We start from the raw sequence: 22,030 nt of genomic DNA on the forward strand, positions 1-22,030 counted from the left end.
TATAGTGTTTTTCAGAAGCTTATTCTTTACTTCTAACCGTTCTCTGCTCAATTCTCTTTTCAAATTTTTCTCCTTGGAAAATTCTCTGGACCATGATTCCCGGAATATGGATCTGGTTAGGATCTAATTCTCCCGGCTCTACCAGCTCTTCCACTTCGGCAATGGTAATTTTACCGGCTCCTGCCATCGGATGGTTGAAGTTTCTTGCTGATCCTTTAAAAATAAGGTTTCCGGCATGATCTCCTTTCCATGCTTTTACGATAGAAAAATCTGCTTCGTAAGCATGCTCCAGAATGTGCGGCTTTCCTTTGAATTCTTTTACTTCTTTTCCTTCTGCAACTTCAGTTCCATACCCTGCCGGTGTATAGAAAGCAGGAATTCCTGCCTGAGCAGCCCTGCATTTTTCTGCTAAAGTTCCCTGTGGGGTAAGCTCAACCTCCAGTTCACCTGAAAGCATCTGTCTTTCGAATTCCGCATTTTCTCCTACATACGAAGAGATCATTTTCTTGATCTGCCTTTTGTGAAGCAGCAGTCCCAATCCGAAATCATCTACTCCTGCATTGTTTGAAATACAGGTCAGATCTTTCACATCACTTTCTACCAAAGCATTAATTGAGTTTTCAGGAATCCCGCAAAGTCCAAATCCGCCCAGCATCAACGTCATTCCGTCTTTAATTCCTTCAATGGCCTCCTTTGCATTTTTTACTCTTTTATCTATCATGAAATATTAGATTTTTCTGTTGGCTAAATTTAATAAATTTTCTCATATATCCGGTTACCGGAAATGTTTCTGAATTTCATCCTTTTCTGAATGATCTGTTTTTTAATATTTAATATAATAGTAATCAAAGTCTTATCTATAAAAGTGAACAGATCTGTTCACTTTTTTGCCCGTTTCTTGTCAAATTGATTTATCTTTGGCGCTGCAAACTTAGAAATACGGTATATTTTATAGTATTTGGATATAATTTATTTAAACACAATTTCAATGTAAAATTATTTCGTGACAGTGTAATTCCTGTCTTCTCTTTTCCCTTTAACAGTTACTTATTTTTCAATATACTAAAGTCCATTAATCAGATATACAATCAAAACTTAATAAAAAAGCATGAAAAAATTATTTACGTCAGCATTACTTGCATTAATACTCAGCGTCAACGCGTATGCACAGGAAAAGACTTATTTTGATGAAAACTGGGAGAAAACCACCCGGGATAATATGGAATACTACCGTGAAACGACTCCTAAGGGCAAACTTACCCTTATCAAAGATTTCTATAAGGACGGAACACTTCAAATGGAGGGGCTTGCTTCTGATATAACTCCCAACAGCGAAGTTTACGACGGAAAAGTAACCTGGTATACGCCTGAAGGAAAGATGTTGAATACCACAACCTATTCCAAGGGAAAGCAGATTGGGCCTTCTCAGTCTTACGATACAAAGGGCAGATTGATAGAAGATATGGTATTTAAAGCTGACGGAACGTTTTCAGGAAAGATGTTCACCTATAAAGATATTGAGGATGGAAGCGACTTCAATATCCTGATCGACTATGAAAACTCTTTGCCTGCCAAAACGACTGTTTATGATGAGGATATCAAAGGGATCAGACATGAATCCATCATCGATAAAGACAGCAATTATGAAACGAAATATTACGGTGAAAAGGGTAAATTTCTAGGCAGCGGAACTTCCGGTTCCGGGGAAAATATGGTGGTGGATTACTACGCTAATCCAATGAGGATCTCCAAGATCGAAAAATACAGAAAGGACGGCAGTGTAAAGGAAGGAGTTATCTATAGCAAAAACGGAAAGATCCTGCAGGAACAGAAAAGAAATAAAAAGGACGGCTATAAAACCACTTATGATGAATCGGGTAAAAAAATAGGTCATCTTGTATATCAGTATGATAAAGAAAATGACCTTTACAATCCTGCAGAGGGTGAGGATTATCAGCTGAGCTATGACTATACTCAGATTTCATCAATTGATGTTTATAAGAACGGTTCAATCGTACTGAATAAGTATTTTGATGAAGACGGAAAATTAGCCACAGAAAAAGTATTGAAGGACGATATTACACAGGAAATCAAATATTACAGTCCTGAGGGAAAACTGAAATCAACTTTAACGTATAAAGATGATATGCCTTATAACGGTACCGCATATGAGGATCTGAGTGAACAGCAGTACAAGGATGGCGTTTTAGTCAATACGAAAATATATACCATAGAGAAAAAACTGAAATTCGAGAAAAAGCTGAATTCAAAGCAAACGGGCCATGAGGCAACCGTTTACGATGATAAAGGAGCGGTCTTATATACCTTTACACAGCCACTTAGCGAAGATGGAGACGATGATTATAGCTTCACCGCGCAAATTGTACAATATGTAAAAGGTAAGCCTGCCAATAAATCTTCTGTGAAAGGAGGAATTATTCAATCCGGCAAGATAAAGCTAAAAACACTAACCGGAGCCAAAGAGCTTGAACGCAGTGGAAAATGGATCCTTTTAAAGCTTTATAATACGGAGGGAAAGCTTATCCAGGAAACTAAAACCTTGGCAGATGCGGAAGATGGATATAGCTTTGGTGAAAACCAAGCAACAATACAGGAGGAGGATTTATATTATCATTTTGACTAATCACCATTATCATATATACAGAGCAGTTTCAATTTTGAGACTGCTTTTCTGTTTATTACTGGTCATTCAGGTTTTCACAAACGATAAGGAAAGATCTGCTGGATCTGCGAGAATATTAAAATATATTTTCTCTCGCAGATTTTGCGGATAACGCAGATTTTTTCATCCGTATGCTTTCAGAAGAATAATAAATGAGAAACAATAAAACAGGCCGTCATTACTGACAGCCTGTTTGTTTTTATCATTAATATTTACTTTTTACTGGATGATCAGCTTTAAAGTAAATAATTTTCTGCTGTGTACTTTTACAAAGTAGACTCCTTTCGGAAGGTTTTCATTCACCAAAGAGAAACGCTGGTTATTGATATTTTTTGATACATAAAGCAATTCGCCTGATGCAGATACCAGTTCGATCTTCTCGATCGGATAATCACTCTTAATGAAAGTTGGCTCTCCCGGTTTGGTAGGATTCGGATATAATACCACATTTTTCTCGGTGCTTCTCGTTTCCTCTGTTCCCAGGGTGGGTGACGTCACCTGGAACTGTACTCTGTTTGAAACCTCAGTATAGGAATCATTGGTAAACATTACCATATAATAATTTCCCGGGGTGACAGGCAGTGCGGTTCCCTGAATGGTTTTGATCCCCTGCGTTACCCCATCAAAATAAGTATAGGAAACAAAGTTGTCATCCGGAATCTGAATGTTTTGCGGATAAATTCCCAGCCAGTCTTTGATGATTCCCGGGGAATCCGTCCATGAAGCGGTAATACTTTCTCCTAATGTATATACCGGCTTGTTGATCCACAGATCGGTAACGATATCCCCTACTTTAAAGAATACTTTTTCCCCGATTCCGTTATATCCGTCTTCCAGTAAATACTGGGCATAATAATATCCTTTCGGAAGCCCGGTAAAATTAAGCGTTCCTGATGCAGCTGTCACATAGCTCCATTTAATAGAAGCTGTTGTACCGGGAGTCTGTCCCATTTTATAGATTCCGATCCAGTCTTTCTGTAAATTAGGTCCGTTGGAAAAATTGATCGTAACGGTTCCTCCTACAGGATAGGTATCTGCTGTTGTTTGAAGCTGTACTATTGGTCCTACATAGAAGTTTTTTCTCGGAGTAATTTCCGTATACCCTCCATTAGCAAAAAATCCTGCGAAATATTGTCCTTTATTGGGTAAGCCGTTGTTAAAGGTAACCGTTCCTGCTGTCTGCCCGTTCGTATAAATATATCCCTGAGATGTTGTAGCCGTTGGTATCTGTCCTATCTTATAAATTCCTACCCAATCCTGCTGGTTTCCGGGACCTCCTGTGAAAGTAGCGGTTATCGGCTCATTTTGAGTATATTCTGTTTTATCTAAAGTGAAAGTAGGGTTTGAAACCACACTTCCGATGATCTCAAATTGCTTTACCTCACTCCAGTCGCTCCACTCCAGGTTCCTGTCCCTGTAACGGGTTTTTACATAATAGACCCCGTTGGGAATAGAGTTTGCAGCTAAAGTTGCCTTGGTAATGTCTACTCCTTCATTTAGATTTTTGGTCTTATCAGGAGTTCCGTTTCCTTCTTTTCCGAACCAGTTTTCAAAATCACGGTAAAATTCTTTTTCAATCACAGAAAAATTAGATGTTTTACTGATCAGAAACTGTGTCGTATTCAAAAGCTCTCCGTTTGAAGAGGAAAATGCGCTTCCATCCAGTGTCAAAGGTAATGTAACAGGCCCTGAGAACGTATTGGCAATGGAGGGCTTTGCCGGTTTAGGCTGATTTTTATACCTGTGAAAGGAATCTACCAGTACATTATCTTTCTTATTGTACACTCCTCCGATAGAGTAACATTCGATATCCACTTTCCCGGTCGGTACATCTACCTCCACAATCTGATAGGTCCAGTCTGTCAGTGTTTTCTGAACATCATCAAAATCTTTTTCATTAGACATTCCCCAATACTGGTCCCAGGCTGTTCCTCCTGAAATAATCTGGTAAGTCGGTGTATTTTTCAGCTGTCCTCTATGGTAAAGGTGATGGTGCGCCCCTACATGCATTAGGTATTTATCGGAAGTTACCAAAAGCGGTACGGCATTATCCCTCACCCATGTAGAAATGTCCCCCACATACTGCTCTGCCTGATAAGGTCTGTGGCTTAAAGAGATAATCCAGTCTACTGTAGAATCGTTGTTGGCTTCATTTAGGATCTGCTGAAGCCACATCTGCTGTGCTGACCCTGTGTGCTCAGAACTTAGACTTATAAACAATACATTACCGGCCTGCTGAGCATAATAATTCTCATTTCCGGAACTGATCCCTTTGTATTTAATTTCATCGATGTAAAAATGGGCATAATAAGAATTCATCCCCAGGCTTCCGTAGGTCTCATGGTTTCCAACTGTAGTCTGGATAGGCAGATAAGGTGATAATTTAATATTCTTCTTAAAATGTACATTTTCATAATGATCCAGCGTTCCTACATCTACCTGGTCTCCTACCATGAAGGTAAGGGCAATATTGTCCGATGGATCTGAATCTGCCCCGAACTTTTGCTTTAATTTTTTGAAAGCGTTTAAAGTAAGGGTGTCATACCTTGGCTCAGCTTTGATCTGGTTATCCCCCATGATCAGAAACCTGATCTTTCCATTGGCAGTTACGGCCTGCCCGGGTAACGGAAGCGTTCTGAAGTTGTAAACAGCAGACTCATTCGTTCCGGTCTTGATCTTATAGTAATATTTGGTATTAGGCTGTAAGTTGGTGATTTTTGCTGTGTGATAATAGTAATTATTATTGTATCCCGTATCTGAAAAGATATTGGTGGTACCCGTTACAGTCACATTCAGATTCGTTGGAGAATCCCCGTAGATCACGGTCGTTTCGTTATTAGAAGCAGTCTTCCAGTTGACGATCATGGAATTCGGAGTCGGGTTTTGTAAATAGGGAAACAAAACCTGCCCGAAAGCCATCTGGACTGCGAAACAAAAAAAGAAGAAATAATGTTTCATAATAGCTTAGTTTTAAAATAACATATAGAGTTTCAATTTGTAAATCAGCAATTAAAAAAACCATTATACGGTTTTATATTTCGGGCAAAAGTATGTTTCCCATATAAACTCTGGCTGATGGAATCTTAAAGAAACTGTTAATTTTTTAGCAAAACCGGAATGAAAAAATTATAGTTTTTAGCACATTAATTATTTGGTATATTCAAAAACTATTTTGTACATTTGCAACCTGTTATTCAACCTCTGACGATAAACGTGTAAGTTGCTTAGCTTTAACATTTTATTTTATTAATAATGGATTTATTAAAGTACGTACAAGACAAGTACATTGCGAAAAAAGAATTCCCTGAATTCAAAGCAGGTGATACCATTACTGTGTATTACGAAATTAAAGAAGGACAAAAGACAAGAACTCAGTTCTTCAAAGGAACAGTTATCCAATTGAGAGGTACTGGTTCTACAAAAACTTTCACTATCAGAAAAATGAGTGGTGATGTAGGGGTAGAAAGAGTATTCCCTATCAACATGCCTGCGCTTCAAAAAATCGAAGTTGACAGAAGAGGTAGAGTTAGAAGAGCAAGAATCTATTACTTCAGAGATCTTAGAGGTAAAAAAGCGAGAATCAAAGACGCTGCTTACAAGAAGAAATAATTCAGACAACAATAAATACAAAAGAGGCTGTTTACCATGGGTAGGCAGCTTCTTTTTTTTCATCAATGAATGAATAGCGAATTTTTCGCCGAAGAAGCTTTATGTCTATGTGTTCGCTAAGAAAACCAACGCAATTGAATTCATCTTTATGAATCAGACTTCAGCTTACTTCCCAACTTTGAGAATGATCGTATGTAATGAACACTATTATTATTCAATATGACCTGATCAGATACTGCAATGGTGTAGACCCGGTATGTTTTTTAAAAAACTCAACAAAAGCACTGTCTGATGAAAAATCCAGGATATGAGACACCTCTCCTATTGAATTTCCTTCCACCAAAAGCTCAATCGATCTCTGAAGACGCCATTGCTGTCTCCATTCCTGATAAGACAGACCGGTTTCCTTTTTGAAAATACGGGTAATCGTTTTTTCAACCGCTCCGGTTTCTACTGCCAGATCTTTTAGCATAGGCGGCATAGAGTTCCGTTTTGTCCAGTCTTCGATCTTTTTCTTAAAACGCCTGTCCTGTGGCATTTTGAGCTCAAGCTTTTCTTCAGGAGCCTCATTTATTTCGTCCCAGAGAACCTTTACAATATTTTCCTGTCCTTCATTGAAAGATGTCCATTCCCAAAAGCAGATCCTTTCAATAATTTCTTTTAATAAGGGACTTACATGCAAAACTTTAAGACCGGAATCCATATACTTCCTTATATGATCCTCTTCAAAATAAATAGATCTGTATGCTACGATATTCCGGAAGTTGACACGGTGTAATTCACCGGCCGGAATCCAAAGCATTCTAAACGGAGGCAGCACAAACTGCCTGTCAGAAGTAGTAACCGTCATACATCCCGATGGCGCATACAATAGCTGAGCTTTCTTTCTATGCGAATGAAAACCCGAGTCATGCATCACCATATCGGAAGCAATTCCAATTACTTTTTCATGAATGGAATCTGCATCAAATTCTTCGTGCTGCTGCAATATAGCCATGTCCTATTTTTGATATTTTTTGTTTTTATATCATTATAAATATACATTGAATTTTTCGAAACTTTGCACAAAAAATGAAAAAGACAAATCCGATCTGGCTGCTGACGCTGCTGGTCATGCTTCCACAGTTCGTAGAAACTATTTACAGCCCTGTTTTACCAATGGTTCAGAAGCAGTTTGGAATAAAAGAAGAATCTGCTACCCTGACGATAAGCCTGTACTTTATAGCATTTGCCCTGGGAGTAGCATTTTGGGGTATACAATGTGACAGAATCGGAAGAAAAAAAGCTTTAGAATACGGACTTATTACTTATGGAGCCGGAACGCTGATTGCTGTTTTTGCGCCCAATTTCATGATCCTGCTTGCTGCAAGGGTTATTTCAGCTTTTGGTATTTCTGTAGGTTCCATTGTCACTCAAACTATTCTGCGTGATATTTATGATAAGGACAGCATCAGCAAAGCATTTTCATGGGTCGGAATCGGCCTGTCTATCAGTCCTGTTATCGGAATGACCACAGGCTCCATACTGGCGTCTGCTACCGGGTATCAGGGTGTTTTCATTACATTGTGCCTTCTGGCTGTTTTGTTTTATATTCTTTCCGGAAAAAGAGTGTCGGAAACTCATCATCAGAAAAAGGAAATAAATCTTAATACACTTGGGAATTTATTAAAACGGATGCTGGGAGATGATGACATTATCAGATGCTGTCTGCTGATCATGAGCTTCAATGTTCTGCTGTTTTCTTACTATTCACTGGCTCCGTTCATATTCAAAGAACATCATTATTCAACCTATGCTTTCGGATACAGCAGCATTATACTGGCTGCCGGAACTTTTGCCGGAGCAAAGCTCAACAGATACCTGTTACTGAGAAACATACAACCTGAAATTTTAGTTAAGACAGGTACATTAACAGCATTCATCGCTTCTGTTTTTGTCTGGATCTTATCCGGCCGGGGAATATATTTTTTAATCCCTTACTTCTTTATTGTCATGGCATTCAGCATTGCTATTCCGAATATTCTAAGCACAGCGCTGGTCAGATATAAGAATGAGACCGGAAGTGCCGGAGCTCTGCTGGGACTTATTTATTACATTCTGATAGGGTTCGGATTGGTGAGTACAGGATTCATTCAGAATCTTGGAGCTTCCTGCTGTATTTTTTCAGGTATAGGAATTATTTCTTTACTGATGTTCCAACAAAGGAAAAAGGCCGTTTAGAACTAAACGGCCTTTTCCGTGATATCATTTCAGGTTTATCTGAATTTTTAGGTTTTAATAAAATCATACAGGGCATCAAAAAATTTAGAATAAACTTCTATATGCGGCAAATGCCCTACATTTTCAAGTTCTACCAGTTTTGAACCTGCAATTTCACGTTGTGTCTTCTTTCCAAGCTCCTGATATTGCCCCATTTTTGGCTGTAGTTCTTTTGGGGCCCTGTCTTTTCCTATCGCTGTTCTGTCTCTTGTTCCGATGATAAGTAAAGTCGGGACCCTTATATTCTTAAATTCATAGCAGACCGGTTGATTGTAAATCATATCTGAGGTCAGTGCTGCATTCCAGGCCACTTGTGGGTAATCTGCATGAAGGGTCCATCCGGCAATCAGATCAAGCCAGGGTTGATATTCTTCTTTCCATTTGTTATCATAGTAGAATTTCAGCTGATAGTTTTTATAGGTTTCCGCTGTATTTTTAAGTTCAGACTGATAGGCCTGATCAATTGTCTGGTAAGCGGCAAAGGTTTTATAATCCTCCAATCCGATCGGGTTTTCAAGAATCAGCTTCTGAACGGTCTCCGGATACTGTAATGCAAATCTCGTTGCCACCATTCCTCCCATTGAGTGCCCCAATACTATAGATTGATCAATTTTTAATTGGTCCAGAACAGCTTTTGTATTTTCTGCCAGCTGTGAAAAAGAAAACTGATAAGCATGAGGTTTTGAAGATTTCCCAAATCCTATCTGATCGGGAATGATCACTCTGAAACCTTTAGCGGACAGATCTTTCGCGGTTCTTTCCCAATAGGCCCCATTAAAATTCTTCCCATGCAAAAGCAGTATTGTTTTTCCGTTCGGCTTTTCCGGCTTTACATCCATATAAGCCATCTTCAGATCATTTCCCTGAGATTTCAGGCTGAGAAAATGAACTTCATAAGGATATTGATAATCAGACAGTGTTGCATCCAAAGATCTTACCTGTGAAGACATAGAACCAGATGCAGCTGCCAATATGAAAGCTATCATTATATTTCTGAAATATTTCATGAAATTTTATTTTAGATTTTAAAATTAAAAAAACCGCTCCAAAGGAACGGTTTTTAACTGTATTTTATTTAAATATTCTTTACGATAATTCCGCCATTGAAACTTCTTTCTCTTTTTTGGAAGGCAGATTCATTAAAACGATGGCAAAAAGAATTAAAATAATTCCTACCCATTGTATTAAAAACACTTTTTCACCCAACAGAACAAAAGCCATGGTCACAGAAACCGGAAGCTCTAAAGATGAAACGATGCTTCCAAGCCCCAATCCTGCATTCGGGAAACCGATATTGAATAAAATCGGCGGAATAATCGTTCCAAACAAAGCCAAAACGGCTCCATATGTCCAGAATATTGAATAATTAAAAGGGTGAATATGTTCTGTATTTTCTGTAAAGTTCAAATAGAATGACTTCAGTCCATCAAAATACATCGGCCCGATCTGAGCAAAGAATAAGAATGCAAAAACCACTACAGAACCTCCCGTCAGCATGATAATACTCTTCCTGAAAACAGGAAGATGGGTCGCCAGGGTATTGGATGTAAACATCGTCAGCGTATACGAAGCTGCCGCCATCAGTCCCCAGAAAACACCATGCCAGTCCAGCTCTATTTCCATATTGATAAGGTTAGTGGCCAGAACAGTTCCTGCTAATACAATGATCACAGAAACAACTTTTCTTGCATTTGGCAACTTTCTTGTCAGAATACTCTCTATCACCACACTGAACCACACAGATTGCATCAATAATACGATTGCAATAGAAACATTAATATACTGAACGGCTATATAATAAAATAAACTTGTTCCTCCTAATGAAGTTCCTGCCAGCATCAGCATTCTTACTTCTTTGGAACTTGGTAATGATAATTTCTTCTTTGAGGTTATGGTTTGGATAAGATTCAGGATCAATAGTCCTGTCAGACCCAGTACAAATTGTGAGGTAGTCACTTCAGAAGTTGTAAAACCATCATGATAAGCCATTTTCACAAAAGTGGCCAACATACCGTATATACTAGCTCCAATTCCTACAAATAAAACACCTTTTAGTATATTTTTCTTCTTCATAATTTTTTTAACAGCCCGCAAAGTTACAACATATAAATTAAAACAGCCGGAAGCGTTGTAGTAATAGATAAATAAAATCGCCACAAGCTTTGCTTGTGGCGATTTTGAAATTGATTATATAAATTAGTTATTTTTTAACAATTACTTTTGAAGCAGCTTCAAAGCCTAAACCTTTTACTTTTACGATATAGGTTCCGTTAATCAGATTCCCTGTAGAAATTACCTTTTTAGCATCAGGTGAAATTTTATCTTCTGAAGAAACCAGCTTACCGGACATATCATAAAGTTCTACACTCACTTTTCCAAGGGTATTACCAGGGAAATTGATATAAAACTCATCTTTAGCCGGGTTTGGATAGATTGAGATCTTATTGTCTTTAGCAGATTTCACTTCATTAGTAGCCAGCATACATTCTGCCGGCACAGTAAAGTCTTCTACCTGATCATAAATATTATTTTTAAGTCCAGCCGAAGCATTGACTCCAAGACCTCTTCTTGCAAAAACGCTCCAGATCATACATTTATCCTGTCCCTGAGTCGTTGCCATTTCTGCTGCCAATATTGCATTTCTTCCGTCAACGAAAGTAGGATTACAAACCTGGAGTTTAAGCGCATCAGTAACTAACTGCAGCACTCGTGAGCTACCATTGGTTGTATTGGCTAACACATCCGAAGAATAGCCATATTTCTCAACATACTTCCAGTGAAGATCCCATAACATTGTTGCCCAAACGAATCCGATTGAGTGAACATTAAGAGATAAACCGCCACTCGAATTGGTATATACCATTCCATTGGTATCTCCATAAGTGAAGCCATTGATATTAAGATTAGGAGAGTATTTTGCAGGTCTGATACCGCCACCATCGATCTGCTGACCTGATGCGTAAGTTCCCATTCCTCTAGACACTGATGCGTTATCTCCTGGCTTATTGGTAAGCATTAAAGCAAAGAAATCAGACCAGCCTTCTCCCATCTGCTCATTACTCGCATTTGCACTCAGACATCCTACTCCGGTACCTGTCATCCTGTTAGAAATACCATGTCCGTATTCGTGAGTTACAATTCCGTTATCAAAGCTTCCATCTGGTGTGATGCTGGTTGCAGGGTCATTTTTAAGGGTAATGTTTACGGTGGTATTGGACGCAAGTAAACCTTTTATGTATTCTCCTTCTGAGTTTTCAATAGAAACGGAAGGAATCGTGATCGTAGAATCTGTTCCTGCCATTACTCCAGGGAAATTAGCAGCTCCTACGTTATTATAGATGACAACTCCTATAGCCCCTGCATTCTGTGCATGCTTTACTTTTACAGCAAAACCGCAGTTGGTACCTCCTCCTCTTTCAATAAGACCTATTTTTCCTTGCAGAGATCCTGCCGGTAATGCTGTACAGGTAGTAAGGTCCGGTGACAACTGTACATTTCCGGTGATTCCGGCTGCCGTTAACGCAGGTCCAAACTGCGCGGTACCTGTCATAGGCTTACGTGGTACAGCCGCAGCAGGTGTATTGTAATAGAATAATTGGTTAACCGGAGACCATAAATACATCTGCATTCTCGGATTATAATTATCTTCCGGTGAGGAGAAATTCGCATTATTCATTCCACCGCCATCCTGTGCTTCTGCATACACCGAATCATCATCAAGTCCTCCTTTTCCAAAGTTATTCTGCTGGAAGTTTCTGGCAGATTCAGTAAATCCGAACTGATAGAAAATATCATGGATTCTGTTATTCAGATAAAATAAATTAGTAATAGAAGCATTTCTGTTGTTTGCTGGAGTTCCATTGATGGTGAAGGGAAAATCAAAATTTCTTGTTGCTCCTCCATTTGCCGGCGTTCCCGGTAAGTAGGAAGGAGGTGTCAAAGCCGTTCCCGCAACATCTTCATAGGCAAATACGTTGTTCCCACGGGTAGTGGTATAATGGGTTGTTCCATCGGAATGCCATCCTTCAGGCGAGGCAGCAAGAACCCACGGATTAGTAATAATTGATCTGGATCCGATAGTCGGCGCTTCAATAGGTAAAGGAAATACGTTATATGAAGCATTATCCGGAGCAAGTAAAGAAAAGCTACCCTGTCCTGATTTATTTTCTGGTCCTATCAATACATTTACAAAATCATGAGCATGATCATGATCTGCTTCTGAAGCATAGGCATCATGACGGAAGTTGCATGATAATGTCAAATTATCTTTTTCAATAATTTTCCCGTTATTAGCATCTACCAGAATTCTCCAGTAATTCGGAGATTTAGGCTCCATTAAAGTATATTCGTATGCTAATCGGAGGTTTTTGTTTTCATCGTTTGCATAGATAAGCCTTTGTCTTGCTGATGACGCAGTATTCTTACTTTTATCAAAGCGCTCGACGATAGTAAAATCGGCAATCTCCGGTTTCGCCAGATCCTCAGCAATTTTTTGAAGAGCGGTACTTTTGTTAATTACTGCAGCGCTTGATGTAGAAGCTGAATAATCTTTCACAAAATTATCTACATAGTACACAATCTTATTATCCTTAATAAGCACTGTTCCTGAAGCACTATGTATGGGCAAACCATTATAGGTCTGTACAAACTTCACAACATTACCATTTAATGATTTTGAATAATCTACATTGTCTACAAGAAAATTGTTAAGATCAGATTTCTTATATTCTCTTATTTTATTTTGAGAAATATAATCCTTTATCAATCTTTCATTATCTTGTCCGAATAATACTGCTGGAAATGCAGAAAACACTGCAAACAAAAGAGGTAGAGTTCTATTTTTCATATCCATTATTAAAGGCGTAAATCTACAAATATTTCATAAATAAAAGTTAATATTTTTAATTTAAATTTAAAATATATCAATATTGATTTTTTTACAAATATTAAAATATGATTACCATTTCTCAATCCAGAGCTTTTTTATGTTTTTTATGCCTTCCACGCTACATTTAACAAAAGTCGATACAATTTAAATTATACTTTTACACACTAAAAAGTGTCTTATAAATAATATCCACAAGAGTAAAATTATATTATTCATATTCAAAATCCGTAACATTTCACTTTCCTTTCTAATACTGTATAAATCTTAATTTCTTAATCTCTCAATCTTTTTAAATTTTTAAAACAAAAAAAGCCGCTCAAATGAGCGGCTCCCTATTTATAAATGGCTTTAAGGATTATTTACCTTCTTCCATTTTTCTTTTCAACTCTGCTAATGCATCGATGTCTCCAAGAGTAGATCTTTCTTCATTATTTGAAGAAGAAGATACGTTTCTGGAAGAAGCTTCTTTTACGTTTTTCTTCTCTTCATCTCTGAAGATACCTGTGTGAGATACTACTACTCTCTTGAATTCTTTGTTGAATTCGATTACTTTGAAATCAGCTTCTTCACCTTTCTTGATTTTAGATCCATCTTCTTTCTCTAATAATCTTGAAGGGCAGAACGCTTCAACCTCAGCATCTTCGAATTGAACAGAAGCTCCTTTGTCGTGAACTTCTACAGCTTTACCAGCGTGGATCGTTCCTTCAGCATACTTAGTTTCGAATTTATCCCATGGGTTTTCAGTCAATTGCTTGTGACCCAGAGATAATCTTCTAGCCTGAATATCTAGTTCAAGAACTACAACGTCCAATTTATCACCTACTGCGCAGAACTCAGATGGGTGCTTGATTTTCTTAGTCCAAGAAAGATCAGAGATATAGATTAATCCGTCGATACCTTCTTCTAACTCTACGAATACACCAAAGTTAGTGAAGTTTCTTACAGTTCCTACATGCTGAGATCCTACAGGATACTTAGCTTCGATGTTTTCCCATGGATCTTTAGACAATTGCTTGATACCAAGAGAAATTTTTCTTTCTTCTCTGTCTAAAGTTAATACTTCAGCTTCCACTTCATCACCTACTTTCACAAAGTCACCCGCAGATCTTAAGTGAGTAGACCAAGACATTTCAGAAACGTGGATCAATCCTTCCACACCTGGAGCGATTTCTACGAATGCACCATAGTCAGCAAGAACTACTACTTTTCCTTTTACTTTGTCACCTACTTTCAGGTCAGCAGAAAGAGCATCCCAAGGATGAGCCTCTAATTGCTTCATACCTAATTGGATTCTTGTTTTCTCATCATCGAAATCAAGGATAACCACTTTTACAGTCTGACCATCTTCAAGGATTTCAGACGGGTGGTTCACTCTAGACCAAGAAAGATCTGTAATGTGGATCAATCCATCTACACCACCTAAGTCGATGAACACACCGTAAGAAGTAATATTCTTAACAGTACCTTCAAGAACCTGACCTTTTTCAAGCTGAGCGATGATTTCTTTTTTCTGACCTTCGATATCTGCTTCGATCAATGCTTTGTGAGATACTACTACGTTTTTGAACTCAGGGTTGATTTTCACAACTTTGAACTCCATAGTTTTTCCTACGAACTGATCGTAATCTTTAATTGGCTTAACGTCAATTTGAGAACCAGGTAAGAATGCTTCGATTCCGTGAACGTCAACGATCATACCTCCTTTAGTTCTTGATTTAACAAAACCGTTAACGATTTCACCAGTTTCGTGAAGTTCGTTTACTTTATCCCAAGCTTTAAGCGTTCTCGCTTTTCTGTGAGATAATTGTAACTGACCAGTTTTGTCTTCTCTCTTGTCAACCATTACTTCTACTTCATCACCTACCTTAAGACCTTGGTTGTAACGGAATTCGTTTAGAGAGATAACACCTTCAGATTTGAAGTTGATGTCTACGATAGCTTCTTTGTCAGTTAATCTTACAACTTTACCAACTAAAACGTCGTTATCGTCTAAGTTGTTCAATGATCCGTTGTAGATCTCTTCTAAATCGCTTTTCTCTTTTCTAGCATCAGCATCAAGACCAGATTCGAAAGAATCCCAGTCAAATTGTTCAGGTGCTACGTTTTGGTTTAATAATAATTCTGCTGAATTTGTCTCTTTTGACATATTCTAATAAAATTTGTATTCCTTCTCTTCCAACGGTCTTAACAAATGTGATTGAAAAATACGGAAGTCATTAATATTTAATATTTTACTTTCTCAGACCTTTACCACAAAAAGTGGGTGCAAAGATACGATTTTTATTTAAGACAAACAATACTTTTGTCTTTGCAAACTTTCTCTTCAACTGACTGACTCTCAATATTTAATATTAAAAGATTCAAAAATTGAAAGATTAAACGATTAGAGGGCAGAGATTATTTAATTCAGAAAAGTATTGTCTAAAGCTCTTATGAATTCGTTTTCATTTCCATAGTTGTAAAATGGAACTGCAGTAATTAAGTAGCTGTCTGTATGAATTTTTATTGATTTTTGCTCGTTTCCTATTTCTTTCAGAAAATCTTCTTTCCATTTATCATGGCCAATCAAATGAGCGCCTTTGGGCTCTATAAAGACCTGAAAAGTCAACGGTTTATCCTTTCGCTGGCTACAAAACAATATAAAATCCGGCTCAAAAGCACGTCCTGATTTATCAAAGATTTTAATTTCTCTTTCATTACGGATCAGATGAATATTCTGAAACTTCTGATGTAAACTTTCAAAACGTCTGGAAAATAATTCAACAAACTTCTTTTCTTCATTGGTTCCATAATTAGCGTTATAAGCATACCAGGGCTCTTCTAAAACCAAATATTCTTGCCCGTCTGCTCTTTCACTTTTCTTATTGACCCTGATTTCTTTATCCTTGAAAACCTGATGAATAGGTTGAGGATAAAATTCAGAACCTTCATATTCCGTAGCATTATTTTTAATATCTGCTTCTATTTTCCGCAGCAGTCCGTTCAACGCCTGAAGATAATCAAAATGTGAAATTTTCTGAAGACGATCATTATTTCCGAGGAATGTTATTTCCAAACCACCCAAATATTGTTCATTTTCCATAAAGTCCCAGATCGACACTATATTCGGAAAATAATGTGAAAGGTTGTCAAAATAATAAAACGGATTCCGGCTTAGCGCATATCTGACAACATGTTTCTGGATATCTTTGATTCTAACTCCCACAGACTTTATGACCTCTGTCAAAGAGACAGGCTTTTCCAATTCAAGAAATACATTGGAAGTTCTTCCACTCCCGGAAGAAAGCTGATAACGAAAACTGGTTTTAGTTACTCCCAGATCGGCAAAAGACTTTATATGATCAAAATTTTTAGGAATTTTTTTGTTCGAAAAGACAAAGCCTTTTTTATATAATTCGGAGGCTTTGAATATAGGTTTCAATTTCAGTTGTCTGGTTTCAAGATCGGCCTCATCTTCATATATCCCGGATTCCACCAATGCCCTTTTAAGCTCTGAAATATAACGGCTGTCTTCTTTGGTATGATAATACAGTTCCTCCAGAATTTTTAAGTCATTAGAAACGTCATCATCATATTTCCGAACAAATTTATCATCCCCTTCTTCCAACGCAAAGGGATAATATCTGGCTCCCCTTCCAATAAGCTGGGCTTCCGAAAGCGTCGTTTTTCCTGGCTGGCCATTGCTCCCGTCACGGTCTTCATATAATCTTACAATATCAAATAAATTTAAAACATCCCAACCTTCATTGAGCTTCTGAACAGCAAATATGGCCCGGATCGGATTATTTTCATCTTCTAATGTATTGAGCAAAATCTGATTTTTCTCTGCTTCCGAATCATTATTCGCACTCAAACAATTTTCTTCCCGGAAATGGGATTGTATGCGTTTTACGATATCATTTTTTGAAATATTTCTAGTTTCAAAAAAATCAAAAGCCTTTTGCACAACAGGAACGGTAGACGTTTTTCTGATTTTCTCTACCACCTTTTCAGAAAAACCATCAATCAGTTTGTGGAAATTCTCTTTATTTTGCTCAGATTCTTTGATCGTTTTTTTGGCTTTGAAAAGAATAACCGGCTTTAAATTAATATGGCGAATTGCCGCTAATTCCTGACGATACAAATTTAAAATCAATGCCTGAACAATCCTTTCCTCCTCATTATACAGGGAGCGGACCAGATTGATCTCTTTAGAGAATTTATCTGTTCTGAACTGAGCAAGATCATATTTATAAATAACCTTATCTTTATACTTATCGGTAATTTCCCGACTTTCATAATCCAAAGTTGCTGTAAATTCCAAAAGGATATTTTTCAAATTCTGATGAAGAATCTTCAGAACAGTTTCCTCCCAGCTCCCAAATAAGTTTCCACTTCTTGTGCCGCTACTCAGATGGTGTGCTTCATCTGCAATGAGTACTATCTTTTTATCTTTAAAATCTTCATAGGTAATGCTATTCTCCTTCGTATTATTTAAATCAATATGGAGCTGCTGAATGGTTGTAAACTTGATATTAATATTTTCATGATCAGATTCATCAAAGTTATCAATCTGTTTCATCAAAACTTCTTTGCCGTTTATGATTATTTTATCATTAAACAGATATTTGGAAGTATTGGAATTGAGGAAGTTATCTTTTGTTTTTTGAATAATGTTGTTACTGTTCACGAAAAACAAAAAATTCCGGTATCCTTTTTCATATAAATGAAGGATCAATCCTCCCATTATTAATGTTTTTCCACTTCCTGTTGCCATATTGTACAGGAGATGAAGAGGCTTGTGCGGTTTTCCATCAAAATCTTCCTGCTCAATATATAAATAACGCCTGAACGCCTCTTCCTGATAAGGGCGGGGCCCGAATTTCAAATTACCAGTAATTCCACCAGGCAAAGCAACTTGCGATAAGGCTTTACGTGCAAACGGATTGTTAAATATCTCGTGTAAAAATGCCATTTGATTAGTTTTTAATTTGGTAGAATTCCCTGGTTACATTTTGCTCTTCCTGTGTGCACTCAAAACTTCTGTCGTTAAGAGAAGAAAGATTGACATATAGCTGGTTTTTGTCAAGCAGTTCACAAAGATGTTGTTTTTGCTCCTGCAAACTTAATGTCTTAAAATCCTCAATATATTGTTCCTGCTTTTGGATATCTACATTGTAATTAAGAAAAGATTTGGCTTTCATTTCCTCCCAAATTTGAAGAAGCATTTCTCCATCTTCCGCTTTTTCTATTTTTTCAATGAAGATCTGGTTGTATTTTTTGAGCTCGAGGTAAATGAATGATCCACCTCCCTGCCAGTTGACATCATTATCTTTTGAAATTCCAGTTGCATCACCGTTGATTACATTCTTCATCCTATTCATTGACAAATCTATTTGACCTTGCAGTTGCTCTATACCTATATATTGTCGTCCTAATTTATGTGAAATAGCAGCAGTTGTTCCACTGCCTAAATGATAGTCAAGTATAGTATCTCCCTTATCACTAAATATCTGAACTAAAAACTTTAAAAGTTCTTCAGGTTTTTTGCCGTTTCGAAATTCTACTCCCCCTTGTTTTGCAACATTGTTATATTCTTTTTCAAAATTATAAAAGTTGGGGAATTGCTTCTTGGTAACCTGACTGCTTGTTGGCATACCCTGATAATAGCCTCCATTCTTATTTCCTTTTGGCGCTGAATAAAAAAATCTATAGTTCACAGCATCATCTCCCATATCAGGAACTTTAAAAAGTGTTTCCGGAGGATATTCATTTAGTTTCTCTAAATATTTAACGAAAAACCTCCCACTGCTATTTTTTTCTCTTATTGAACCACGAATACTGATTTTCTTGAGTCCATCTTTACTCGATGGTATTTTAACGACTTTATATTGATGAGGTAAGTAGACTTCTACATTTTTTGATCCACATTGAATTGTTTCAACTGTAGCTTCTACATCTATTTCTATTTGCAAGTTATAATCATCAATTGTTTTTTGTTCTTCTATAAAAGGCATTTTTTTATTTCTGTCATTTGAATAAATGAGAATATATTCAATAACGTCATTAAATTCCTTATCTCCTGTTAATGCTCTATCTGGGTGTCTAACCTGGATATTAAAGTCACACAGATGTTTTTCGAACAAATCATTCATAAGAACTTTCAAATAAGCATATTGATGAAAAGAGCACTGGACCAAAAAAACTCCTGACAAAGACATTAGTTTTTTAGCTGACTCTATTCTATTTTTCATAAATGTCAGCCAAGTTGACTGATTAAATGAATCGTTATAACTAAATGAATCACTTCCCGTATTATAAGGGGGATCTATATAAATCAGCTTCACTTTTCCGGCAAATTCCTTTTTCAGAGAATGTAATGCCAAAAGATTGTTTCCTTTGATAATCAGATTATCCGTAATGGTTCCATTTTCATTTCGGTTGAATTGGCTAAGGGTATGTTCACCATCTTTGTCAAACTGTTTAGCATTGGTTAAAACTTTTGGATCAAACAGCTCGGTAATTTCGTCCTGTGCCAGAATTTCATTAAAGAAAATTTCTTCTCTTTTATCTTCTTCACGGCTTTGTCCACCTTCCAGAATGCAGTCTTTAAATGGCCAGACCAATGCTACTTCATTCCGTTGTTTCAGGTGTTTGCCATCAATTGTTAAGCCTACTTTATTTTTAAATTGAGTATAGCTGTCATTCAGATAATTTTTCTGCTCTAAAAATTGGATGAAAAGATTCTGCTTAAATACCCAAACATCTTTTATCTTAACAAAAAATTTTTCTTTCAAATCGGAATCCTCCAGTAGCAATCCGATCAATTCTTCATCCATATTTTGTGCTTTATTAAGTACCACCCATTTTTTTATCTCTCCGTTATCAGAAACATAATTGGGCTCTTTTTTAATTCGTTTTTCAAGCGTTTGATAGAGTTTCATGGTATACATTTTATTATCCCAAATCTATTATCAAAAACCGTCCGGACATTACGGTAAACCGTAAATCAGATAAACAATGATGAGAACAGTAAACAAAGGCAAACTTTTAGACATGAGATCTGAGAAAAGGTCAAATCTATACATCCTGAACTTTGAACCACTCAACTATCAACTATCAACCACTCCAAAACTGTGTTCCCTCCAACCTACCCTCTGCAACCTACTCCCTAATTCACTACCTTTGCACCATGGAACTACAATCGATCTATGAAAAACTGCAGATTCAGGATATGAATCAGATGCAGAAATCTGCTTATAAAGCGTCTGAAAACAATACAGATATTGTCCTGCTCTCACCCACCGGTTCAGGAAAGACTCTTGCTTTTTTATTTCCGGTTCTCAGGAATCTGAAAAAGGATGTTCAGGGAGTTCAGGCATTGATCCTGGTTCCTGCCAGAGAGCTGGCGCTACAAATCGAGCAGGTTTTTAAAGCAATGGGAACCGATTTCAAAGTTTCTGTTTGCTATGGCGGTCATGATAAAAAGATAGAGGTCAATAATTTAATCGAAGCACCTGCCGTTTTGATCGGAACCCCGGGAAGAGTTACCTATCATGTAAGGAATAATAATTTTGATCCTAAAACAATCAGAACATTAGTTCTCGATGAATTTGACAAAGCGTTGGAACTGGGCTTCCATGATGATATGGAACTTATTATCAGCTCATTGAAAGGAATTTCCCAGAGAATTCTGACTTCAGCAACCGTAATGGAGGAAATTCCTGCCTTCACAGGTTTAAAAGATGAGAAAGTCATCAGCTTTCTGAAAGAAAGTGAAATAAAACCGGATATTCAGTTGAGAAAAGTTATGACTATTCCTGAAGAAAAGCTGGATACCCTCTTCAACCTGGTATGTAAGATCGGAAATAAAAGAACCCTGATCTTCTGCAATCACCGTGACGCCGTAGACCGTATTTCTGAGCTCCTTCATCAGATGGGAATCGACAGGGAAACCTTCCATGGCGGTATGGAACAGGATGAAAGAGAGCGAGCCTTACTGAAATTCAGAAATGATTCCGCAAGAATCCTTATCACCACTGATCTGGCAGCCCGGGGGCTTGATGTACCGGAAGTGGAATCTATCATTCACTATCAGCTTCCTCCAAAAGAAGATGCTTTCATTCACAGAAACGGGCGTACCGCAAGGATGAATGCCAAAGGTTTTGTATACCTGATCATGACTGAGGAAGAAAATTTTCCGTTCATTAAAAACAATACTCCGGAAGAGAGCGTTGCCGGATTTACCAAAGTTCCGCACAAAACACCTTTCCAGACCATTTACATCAGTGCAGGAAAAAAGGATAAAGTCAATAAAGTTGATATTGTGGGATATTTGATTAAAAAAGGAGAGCTGCAAAAAGAAGATGTGGGAATTATCGAAGTAAAAGATACAACCTCATATGTCGCTGTCGCCAGAAACAAAGTAAATGCCGTTTTGAGAAAACTCCAGAATGAGAAATTAAAGGGTAAAAAGGTAAAAATGGAAATTGCTTATTAAGGCTTGTTTTACACAATACTTACACTAATGTCATTGCGAACCTAGGTGAAGCAATCCCGAATAAACAATCATGTTCAATCAGGAGATGCTTCGTCGCTATGCTCCCCGCAAT

13 protein-coding genes are annotated in these 22,030 nt (G+C 37.4%); 4 read left to right on the forward strand and 9 right to left on the reverse strand.

The genetic code is table 11. The features are described from left to right. Positions 1–19: 19 nt before the first annotated feature. The gene (locus tag AC4IF5_RS01410; RefSeq protein ID WP_490730956.1) at positions 20–721 is read right to left on the reverse strand and encodes a CoA transferase subunit A; all 702 of its coding nucleotides are present in this window, start codon (positions 719–721) and stop codon (positions 20–22) included. A 387-nt stretch (positions 722–1,108) separates the two neighbouring features. Here AC4IF5_RS01410 and AC4IF5_RS01415 point away from each other — a divergent pair, with 387 nt between their 5' ends. Further along, positions 1,109–2,644 (forward strand): toxin-antitoxin system YwqK family antitoxin, encoded by a 1,536-nt coding sequence (locus tag AC4IF5_RS01415; RefSeq protein WP_490730958.1) that lies wholly within the window; start codon positions 1,109–1,111, stop codon positions 2,642–2,644. Positions 2,645–2,902: 258 nt separating this feature from the next. Here the strand turns inward: AC4IF5_RS01415 and AC4IF5_RS01420 are convergent, their stop codons facing one another. Next, a complete protein-coding gene (locus AC4IF5_RS01420) occupies positions 2,903–5,641 on the reverse strand; it encodes a fibronectin type III domain-containing protein (protein ID WP_490730960.1) in 2,739 nt (912 codons plus the stop codon). Between the two features lie 294 nt (positions 5,642–5,935). Between AC4IF5_RS01420 and rplS the strand changes: the two genes are divergently transcribed. Then, on the forward strand, positions 5,936–6,292 hold the full coding sequence (gene rplS / locus AC4IF5_RS01425) for a 50S ribosomal protein L19 (RefSeq protein WP_002980648.1): 357 nt from the start codon (positions 5,936–5,938) through the stop codon (positions 6,290–6,292). A 214-nt stretch (positions 6,293–6,506) separates the two neighbouring features. Here rplS and AC4IF5_RS01430 read toward each other — a convergent pair whose 3' ends face one another. Further along, positions 6,507–7,289: an AraC family transcriptional regulator gene (locus AC4IF5_RS01430; protein WP_490730964.1), complete on the reverse strand. Its 783-nt coding sequence runs from the start codon at positions 7,287–7,289 to the stop codon at positions 6,507–6,509. A 74-nt stretch (positions 7,290–7,363) separates the two neighbouring features. Between AC4IF5_RS01430 and AC4IF5_RS01435 the strand changes: the two genes are divergently transcribed. Next, a complete protein-coding gene (locus AC4IF5_RS01435; protein WP_490730966.1) occupies positions 7,364–8,512 on the forward strand; it encodes a multidrug effflux MFS transporter in 1,149 nt (382 codons plus the stop codon). 47 nt (positions 8,513–8,559) lie between these two features. On the opposite strand, the gene AC4IF5_RS01440 is transcribed toward AC4IF5_RS01435, so the two are convergent. The 6 genes from AC4IF5_RS01440 to AC4IF5_RS01465 all read right to left on the reverse strand — a co-directional run bounded on the left by AC4IF5_RS01440 (position 8,560) and on the right by AC4IF5_RS01465 (position 20,362). Next, entirely contained in the window at positions 8,560–9,558 is a 999-nt protein-coding gene (locus AC4IF5_RS01440; protein ID WP_490730968.1) for an alpha/beta fold hydrolase, read from the reverse strand. Positions 9,559–9,637: 79 nt separating this feature from the next. Further along, the gene (locus AC4IF5_RS01445; protein WP_490730970.1) at positions 9,638–10,624 is read right to left on the reverse strand and encodes an EamA family transporter; all 987 of its coding nucleotides are present in this window, start codon (positions 10,622–10,624) and stop codon (positions 9,638–9,640) included. A gap of 127 nt (positions 10,625–10,751) precedes the next feature. Beyond that, positions 10,752–13,397: a T9SS-dependent M36 family metallopeptidase gene (locus tag AC4IF5_RS01450; RefSeq protein ID WP_490730972.1), complete on the reverse strand. Its 2,646-nt coding sequence runs from the start codon at positions 13,395–13,397 to the stop codon at positions 10,752–10,754. A 397-nt stretch (positions 13,398–13,794) separates the two neighbouring features. Next, positions 13,795–15,585 (reverse strand): 30S ribosomal protein S1, encoded by a 1,791-nt coding sequence (gene rpsA / locus AC4IF5_RS01455; RefSeq protein WP_123274805.1) that lies wholly within the window; start codon positions 15,583–15,585, stop codon positions 13,795–13,797. A 255-nt stretch (positions 15,586–15,840) separates the two neighbouring features. Beyond that, positions 15,841–18,393: a DEAD/DEAH box helicase family protein gene (locus AC4IF5_RS01460; RefSeq protein ID WP_490730974.1), complete on the reverse strand. Its 2,553-nt coding sequence runs from the start codon at positions 18,391–18,393 to the stop codon at positions 15,841–15,843. Positions 18,394–18,397: 4 nt separating this feature from the next. Next, a complete protein-coding gene (locus AC4IF5_RS01465) occupies positions 18,398–20,362 on the reverse strand; it encodes a DNA methyltransferase (protein WP_490730976.1) in 1,965 nt (654 codons plus the stop codon). 248 nt (positions 20,363–20,610) lie between these two features. Here AC4IF5_RS01465 and AC4IF5_RS01470 point away from each other — a divergent pair, with 248 nt between their 5' ends. Further along, complete coding sequence (locus AC4IF5_RS01470) at positions 20,611–21,918, forward strand: DEAD/DEAH box helicase (RefSeq protein WP_490730978.1); 1,308 nt, start codon at positions 20,611–20,613, stop codon at positions 21,916–21,918. Positions 21,919–22,030 lie beyond the last annotated feature (112 nt).

The sequence above is a fragment of the Chryseobacterium sp. UF-290 genome, from assembly GCF_058245615.1.

What these genes read in the sequence shown, in the direction of transcription:
- AC4IF5_RS01430 (WP_490730964.1), bottom strand. Translation starts at nt 7,289, where the DNA reads ATGGCTATATTGCAGCAGCACGAAGAATTTGATGCAGATTCCATTCAT.
- AC4IF5_RS01460 (WP_490730974.1), bottom strand. Translation starts at nt 18,393, where the DNA reads ATGGCATTTTTACACGAGATATTTAACAATCCGTTTGCACGTAAAGCC.
- AC4IF5_RS01440 (WP_490730968.1), bottom strand. Translation starts at nt 9,558, where the DNA reads ATGAAATATTTCAGAAATATAATGATAGCTTTCATATTGGCAGCTGCA.
- rplS (WP_002980648.1), top strand. Translation starts at nt 5,936, where the DNA reads ATGGATTTATTAAAGTACGTACAAGACAAGTACATTGCGAAAAAAGAA.
- AC4IF5_RS01465 (WP_490730976.1), bottom strand. Translation starts at nt 20,362, where the DNA reads ATGAAACTCTATCAAACGCTTGAAAAACGAATTAAAAAAGAGCCCAAT.
- AC4IF5_RS01415 (WP_490730958.1), top strand. Translation starts at nt 1,109, where the DNA reads ATGAAAAAATTATTTACGTCAGCATTACTTGCATTAATACTCAGCGTC.
- AC4IF5_RS01420 (WP_490730960.1), bottom strand. Translation starts at nt 5,641, where the DNA reads ATGAAACATTATTTCTTCTTTTTTTGTTTCGCAGTCCAGATGGCTTTC.
- rpsA (WP_123274805.1), bottom strand. Translation starts at nt 15,585, where the DNA reads ATGTCAAAAGAGACAAATTCAGCAGAATTATTATTAAACCAAAACGTA.
- AC4IF5_RS01445 (WP_490730970.1), bottom strand. Translation starts at nt 10,624, where the DNA reads ATGAAGAAGAAAAATATACTAAAAGGTGTTTTATTTGTAGGAATTGGA.
- AC4IF5_RS01470 (WP_490730978.1), top strand. Translation starts at nt 20,611, where the DNA reads ATGGAACTACAATCGATCTATGAAAAACTGCAGATTCAGGATATGAAT.
- AC4IF5_RS01410 (WP_490730956.1), bottom strand. Translation starts at nt 721, where the DNA reads ATGATAGATAAAAGAGTAAAAAATGCAAAGGAGGCCATTGAAGGAATT.
- AC4IF5_RS01435 (WP_490730966.1), top strand. Translation starts at nt 7,364, where the DNA reads ATGAAAAAGACAAATCCGATCTGGCTGCTGACGCTGCTGGTCATGCTT.
- AC4IF5_RS01450 (WP_490730972.1), bottom strand. Translation starts at nt 13,397, where the DNA reads ATGAAAAATAGAACTCTACCTCTTTTGTTTGCAGTGTTTTCTGCATTT.